Origin of the sequence: Kitasatospora sp. NPDC088346 (genome assembly GCF_044740765.1) — a bacterium.
Taxonomy (GTDB): Bacteria; Actinomycetota; Actinomycetes; order Streptomycetales; family Streptomycetaceae; genus Kitasatospora.
The window spans coordinates 111,009-117,094 of sequence record NZ_JBIURH010000022.1 but is presented as its reverse complement, the minus strand read 5'-3'; the positions used below and the strand labels follow the sequence as shown (position 1 = coordinate 117,094).

The 6,086-nt window shown below is 75.7% G+C and carries 6 protein-coding genes; 2 read left to right on the top strand and 4 right to left on the bottom strand.

What is annotated here, in order from left to right:
• Positions 1–999 (top strand): lyase family protein (locus tag ACIOFR_RS25590; protein WP_401001207.1); only part of this gene is annotated, 999 nt, incomplete at its 5' end.
• Positions 1,000–1,153: 154 nt separating this feature from the next.
• Positions 1,154–2,143 carry a hypothetical protein gene (locus ACIOFR_RS25585; protein WP_401001205.1) on the top strand — a complete coding sequence of 330 codons (990 nt, stop codon included), beginning with the start codon at positions 1,154–1,156 and terminating at the stop codon, positions 2,141–2,143.
• A 119-nt stretch (positions 2,144–2,262) separates the two neighbouring features.
• Here the strand turns inward: ACIOFR_RS25585 and ACIOFR_RS25580 are convergent, their stop codons facing one another.
• From ACIOFR_RS25580 to ACIOFR_RS25565, 4 genes are all read right to left on the bottom strand, one after another.
• A complete protein-coding gene (locus tag ACIOFR_RS25580; RefSeq protein ID WP_401001204.1) occupies positions 2,263–3,648 on the bottom strand; it encodes an aldehyde dehydrogenase family protein in 1,386 nt (461 codons plus the stop codon).
• Positions 3,649–4,749 carry a phenazine antibiotic biosynthesis protein gene (locus ACIOFR_RS25575; RefSeq protein ID WP_401001202.1) on the bottom strand — a complete coding sequence of 367 codons (1,101 nt, stop codon included), beginning with the start codon at positions 4,747–4,749 and terminating at the stop codon, positions 3,649–3,651.
• A 72-nt stretch (positions 4,750–4,821) separates the two neighbouring features.
• The gene (locus ACIOFR_RS25570; RefSeq protein WP_401001200.1) at positions 4,822–5,214 is read right to left on the bottom strand and encodes a YybH family protein; all 393 of its coding nucleotides are present in this window, start codon (positions 5,212–5,214) and stop codon (positions 4,822–4,824) included.
• 6 nt (positions 5,215–5,220) lie between these two features.
• Entirely contained in the window at positions 5,221–6,024 is an 804-nt protein-coding gene (locus tag ACIOFR_RS25565; RefSeq protein ID WP_401001198.1) for an arylamine N-acetyltransferase, read from the bottom strand.
• Between the last annotated feature and the right edge of the window lie 62 nt (positions 6,025–6,086).

The window sequence follows — 6,086 nt, the reverse complement described above, 5'->3', positions numbered from 1 at the left end:
GACCTGGACCGCACCGCCCGCGCCCTGGCCACCCTCGCCACCGCACACCGCGACACCCCGATGGCCGGCCGCACCCTCGCCCTGCACGCCGTACCGACCACCTTCGGCCTCAAGGCGGCCGGCTGGCGCCGACTCGTCCTGGACGCCGACCGCCGGCTGGCCGACCTGCTGGACCACGGCCTGCCGGTCTCCCTCGGCGGCGCCGCCGGCACCCTCGCCGGCTACCTGGAGTACGCCAGACTGGACGGGGCCACGTCCTCGTCCGAGGTCGCCGACTACCCCGAGCGGTTGGTGGCGGCCTACGCCGAGGAGACCGGCCTCGCCCGGCCGGCCCTCCCCTGGCACGCGCTGCGCACGCCGATGGCGGACCTGGCGGCCGCGCTGGCCCTCACCGCCGGCGCGCTCGGCAAGATCGCGGTGGACGTGCAGTCCCTGACCCGGACGGAGGTCGGCGAGGTCACCGAGCCGACCGTCGCCGGGCGGGGCGGCTCCTCGGCCATGCCGCACAAGCGCAACCCGGTGCTGGCCACCCTGATCCGCAGCGCCGCGCTCCAGGTCCCTCTGCTCGCGGCCGGGCTGACGCAGTGCCTGGTCGCCGAGGACGAGCGTTCCGCCGGTGCCTGGCACGCCGAGTGGCTGCTGCTGCGCGAGTGCCTGCGACTGGCCGGCGGAGCCGCGCACACCGCGGCGGAACTCGCCGAGGGCCTGCGGGTGCACCCGGAGCGGATGCGCGCCAACCTCGGGCTGACGGGCAGCCAGGTGGTGTCCGAGCGGATCGCCGCCGTCCTGGCCCCCCGGCTCGGCAAGGCGGCTGCCAAGGACCTGCTCAGCGACGCCTCCGACACCGCGCGGCGCAGCGGCCGCCCGCTCGCCGAGGTGCTGGCCGCGGAGCCGGAGCTCGCCGGGCTGTTCGGGCCCGGGGGACTCGCCGCGCTCTGCGACCCGACCGGCTACACCGGCGCCGCGGGCACGCTGGTCGACGGCGCGCTCGCCGACTGAGCCGCGCCGCACCCCGCGCTCCTGCCCGTACGCCCCGGCACCCGGTGCCCCCGGCCCTCCCCGGCCGGGGGCACCGCCGTGTTCCCGGCCGCCCCGGCGCGCCGGGCCGCCGCCGGGCGCCCGTCTGCCGGTACCGTCCGAAGGTGGGAGCGCGGTGCGACGGCGCCCGCGCGGCGGCAGGAACGGCGGCGAGCCCGTGGACGAGTGGGCACAGGCGATGCGGCGGCTGGTCCCCGGCTCGGAGTTGAGCACGCCCGACCGCCGCGCCTTCGAGGCGCTGGACTCCGCCGCCGGCCGGCGGCCCTCCCCCGCGGGCCCGCCCCGCGGCCGGGCGGTCGACCTGGCCCGGCTGCCCCCGCTGGGGGCGAACCTGGAGGAGCTGTCACCGGCCGAGCTGGGCATCCTCCCCGAGGTGGCCGACCGGGCCCGGCGGATCGCCGCGCTCTGCGGTCTGCCGTTCGCCCGGGTGGCCCGCGATCCGGGCCTGTCCCTGATGCCGGAGTTCGGGCTGCCCGGGACGGTGGCGTTCGCCTTCCACCCCGCCCGCCGCCCGGACGGCGGCACGGGCGGGCCGGCGGGCGGGTCCGGTCCGGCGACGGAGCTGCGGGAGGTGCTGGTCGGCGCGATGGGCCGGCGGCTGCTCCCCGCCGTGCTGCGGGCCGGCGGCCTGGACGTCCGGCCGGGCGGGCCCGGCGGCGAGGAGCTGGTCTGGGGGGTGGCCCGGCCGCTGGCGATCACCGCGCCGCCGTCGGGTGCGGTTCCCGCGCCGGTGACCGCCCGACCCGGTGCCGAGCCGGGCATCGACCCCCGGGTGCTCGCCCGGGTCAGGCTGCTCGCCCGGCTGTGCGCCCTGCCGTTCACACCCACGGCCGGCGGCACCGGCCTGCGGCTCACCCCGGAACTGGACCGGCAGGGCCACCGCACCGGGCGCTCGGTGGTCGGCTACCAGGCCCCGCCGCCGCTCGGCGACGCCGCCGCCGAGGACCCGGACGGGCCGGCCGCCGGGCTGCTGCGGGCGCTCGCGGCGACCGCCGACGACCTGCTGCTCGCGCTGCTCCCCGCGGCCGGACTGGACGCCCGCCGCGACCCGAGGACGCTGCTGCTGGTGGTGCACGGCGTCGTCGGCCCGCCGCCGCAGCCCTGACCCGCCGCCCGCGGGTGCCCCGACGCAGCGGGCCCCCGGCGCGGGGGCTGCGCCGGGGGCCTGCGGGGGGTCGGGGATCGGTCGGGGATCGGTCGGAGTGGTCGGGGATCAGTCGCGGATCAGTCGCGGATCACCGTCTTGGTCCGCATCAGGAACTCGCCGAGGTAGCTGTCGTGCGGCACCCCCGGGCGGATCCAGTACGTCGGGTGGTCGCCGCGGTAGACGTTGCTGATGCTCGGCTCGTCCAGCAGCCGGTCGACCAGGCCGTCGTCCCCGCTGAGCACGGTGACCACCAGGCTGTCGCGCAGCGGGGCCGTGCCGGCCTCCGGGGCCCACGGCCCCACCCACACGCAGGGGAAGGGCAGTTCGACGGCGGCCTGGGGAGCGTCCGGGCGGTCGAGCTGGTGCACCGCGGGACGCAGGACCGCGCTGCCGTCGCCCAGCTCCCCCACCACGCCGTCGCCGCCGAGCCAGGCCCTGGTGCCCTTGGCGCGGGCGAGCAGGAAGCTCTCGATGCCGCGCGCGGCGGCGACCGGCTGGACGGCGAGCACGGCCTTCTCGTCCTCCGGCGGCAGGCTCGGGATGGTCTCCAGCCGCTCGGCGATCGCCTCGGCCAGCGGGCCCGGGTCGCCCTCGACCAGGACGGTGGTGGCGTTGATGCAGGCCACTCCGCCCTGGTGGCTGATCGAGTCGACGATGGTGTCGAGGTGCTCGCGCCAGTCGGTGTCGGCGGTGATGAGGATCTTCGACCGGCCGGGGCCCTGCGGCAGCACGTTGCTTCCGGCGTACTTGCGCACCACGTCGTCGCCGCCGTAGACCAGCCCCAGGTCGGCGCCGCGCAGTACCTCGTCGGCCGCCGCGTGGTCGGTCGGCAGCAGCACGACCTGGTCGGGGCCGAAGCCGGCCAGCCGCAGCGCGGTGACCAGGCGGTGCGGGGTGAACGGCTCGCGGCGCGACGGGCGGACGGCGACCCGGTAGCCGAGCGCCAGGGCCTCCAGCCAGAGCGAGTGCGGGCCGGGGTGGTTGCCCGCCGCGTGCACCGCGAACACCTGACCGCGGCGGGCCCAGACGGCGCTGCCGCGCAGGGTGGCGTCGGAGCGCCACTCGCTGACGGCCCCGGCGGGCTGGGCCTGGTAGGCGGCGTAACCGGCCTGCTCGGCGGCGTCCACGATGGCGGCGGTGGCGTCCCGGACGACCGAGATCGGCACCCCGGAGACCCGGGCGACGGTGTGCTCGTAGGTGGCGAAGTCCAGTCCGTCGATGGTCTCCTCGGCGAAGATCCGGCCGGCCCGGGCGAGGGCGGCGATCCGTTCCTCGGCGGGCAGACTGGTCGCCCGGTGCAGGGCGGCCATCGTCCGGGTGACGAACAGTGCCGGCACCAGGCCGAGTTCGGCCACCGGCCGGCCGGTGACGTCCGGCACCACGATCCGGTTGCGGGCCCGGAAGGGCCCGTTCGGGCCGAGCGCGTCCAGCGCGATCAGACCCTCGTTCTCCTGCCGGGCCATCTAGTAGACCCCCTCGATCACGGTCTCGTTGTCGAACTCCTGGACGGGTGCGATGTCGGCGACCGAGTCGCCGATCTGCCCGGGCAGCGGCTCGATCCGGATGCCGGTGTCGCGCTCCAGGTTGTTGGGCATCAGCAGGCTCTTGCTGAGGTGGTGCATGACCACCTGGCCGCGCTCGCCGTAGCCGACGGTCCCGCCGGTCGCCGGGTCGACCACGCCGAAGCTCATGTACGGCGAGTACGGGTCGTAGATGCACGGGTCGTCGTCGGTCAGGCCGTGCCGCTCGCTGGCGTTGCCGAGGATCATCGTGCTGCCGTAACCGCTGTACAGGACGGCGTTGGGGAACACCTCGGTGCGGTAGAGGTGGCGGGTGTCCGGGTCCATCTGGGTGCCGACCCAGTTGATCGCCTTCACCTTCTCGTCGACCAGCTTGGCCAGGTCGGGGCGGCGGGCGATCCGCTCCAGCACCGGCGGGGTGCACATCAGCACGCCGATGTCCTGGGTCTCCAGCAGGTAGCCGACCTGGTCGACGATGTGCTCGGCGTACGCGCCGGCCTCGGCGCCCTTGCCCTCTGAGATCAGCTTCTTGACCCAGCGCGGGTCCAGGTCGACGGTGAAGGACAGGCCGCCGCGGACGGCGGTCTGCTGCTTGATCACGTCACCGACCATGTGCGGGCCGTTGGGCGCGACGGTCAGCCAGTTGACGCCCTGCGGCACGCCGTGGCCGTCCAGCTGGGCGCTGCTCCAGGCGAGCAGCTTGTCCAACCAGTCGCGCAGCAGCACGATCCGCTTGGGGGCACCGGTGGTGCCGCCGCTCTCGTAGACACCGACGACGTCGGGCCGGTCGCCGTAGCCGCGCGGGATGAGGTCCTCGGCCCGGACGTTGCGCAGCTCGTTGGCGAGGTTGGGGAAACGCGTCAGGTCCTGGTGGGTACGGATGTCGGTGAGCGGGTCGAAGCCCAGGTCCCCCGCCCGCTCCAGCCAGAACGGGGAGCCGGTCTCGGGCGAGAAGTGCCAGCGCATGGCGGCGCGGAGGAACTCCTCCGGGTCGGGCTGGGCGTCGAAGGGCAGGTCCAGCACCGGGTCAGCAGCGGGCGACACAACGGTTCCTTCCAACGGAGGGCGACGGATGGCGGGGGATGGCGGGGAGCGCGGGGAGCGCGGGCCCGGGACTCAGCGGTCGGTGCCCGGCGGGTTGTCGATGGCGTACCGCCAGACGCCGTCCGCGCCGCGGCGGGCCACGTCGGTGGCGGTGCCCCGGTCGTGCACCGGGGTGCCGTCGGGGGCGGTGCCCTCGATCAGGTAGTCGCCGATCAGCAGGGCGAGGTCGCCGTTGACGTAGGCGTGCCGCAGGGTGAGCCGGATCGGGAGCCCGAGGGCGAGGAACTCGGCGTTGGCGGCCCGGCGTTCGTCGCCGGCGACGGTCCGCCCGGGGGTGGTCACGAAGAGCGCCCCGGGTTCGAAGAGCCGGTCGACGGCGGCGAGGTCGCCGGAGTTGAAGGCCGCCTGGAACGCGTACGGCAGGTCGGCGGCCTCGGTGGGCAGCGGGCGGAGGGCGGTGGTCACGGCCGCTCAGCCCGTCTGCACGCCGGCCGTGGCGCCCGCGGTCTGCGGCGGGCTCGGCAGGCGGTCGAGGCTGAAGCCGAAGTGCGTCTTGTAGGCGGCCAGCACGGCGGCGTCGTCGGCGAGTTCCTCGCTGGAGCGCTCGCGGCCGGCCGCGAAGGAGAGCTGGTTGCCCTTGAGGGTGATCCGGCCGTCCTCGGTGCGGAGCGAGCAGAACACGTCCTGGAGGAACGGCGACTCGGGCGAGGTCCGCCACCACCACAGGGTGGGGGCGAAGTCGTCGAGGCGGGTCGGGCGGTCGTCCAGGCGGTACAGCGGCTTGCCGTTGAGGTGGATGTCGACGCCGCCGCCGGGGGCGTCGTGCAGTTGGTAGGCGCCGTCCGGGTCCTGCTGGACCTCGCGGGAGTCGAGCAGCAGCGGGTGGCGGCTGTTGCGGCCGAAGCCGACGTCCACCAGCCAGTCCACGCCGTCGAGTTCGACCTTGAGGGCGAGGTGGCACAGTGCCGGCCCGTACACCCCGCCCGGGCGGAAGACCCGGCCGGGGAGGATCTCGACCCGGTAGCCGAGCGCCTCCAGCAGGAAGGAGAAGGCCGGGTTGACCTCGTAGCAGCCACCGCCGCGGTGCTGGCGCACGATCTTGTCGAGCACCCGCTCGTCCATGTGGATCTGCTCGTCGAGGTGGTAGCCGAGGTTCTCGAACGGGACCGACAGGACGTGCCGCTCCTGAAGGTGCCGCAGGCCGTCGAGGTCGGCCCGCTCGGGCCGCCGGGCGCCGATCCGGCGCAGGTAGTCGTCCACCAGGGTGTCGTCCATCACCGTCTCCTTGGGTCAGTGGGGGTCTTCGGGGTGCCGGGCGGCCGGCCGCGGGCGGGACG